The 326-nt window shown below is 48.2% G+C and carries 1 protein-coding gene; it reads right to left on the reverse strand.

Features of this window, described 5'->3' with window-relative positions; all coding sequences use genetic code 11:
• Positions 1 to 326: GH3 auxin-responsive promoter family protein (locus A3766_RS02875; protein ID WP_197479238.1), on the reverse strand; the 326-nt coding region annotated here is incomplete at both ends.

Below are 326 nucleotides of genomic sequence, written 5' to 3' on the forward strand. Positions count from 1 at the left end.
CTTGATTGTAGGGAATCCACTTCATTTTAGAGGTGGAACCACTCGTGGGCTGATAACGCTCGCACTTGATGTTGCTTAAAACATTTTCTCGGCCGGCTTGCTGGCGCTCTATTTGCTCGTGCCAAACATCATAATCGCTAATTGGCAATGTTTGGAACTCGGAGAGGCTGCTATTTTCCCTAAGGTGATACTTGGCTGCGGATTCAGTTCCTGAAACGCTTTCTAGTATTCCCTGAAGAATCGATAATTGCGACTCTTCTACTGAACGACAAGCGCTGCGGAATCTTGCGCCACCCTTGTTGGATAGCGCGTGTGACGCAACATGC

This window comes from Oleiphilus sp. HI0132, from assembly GCF_001635845.1.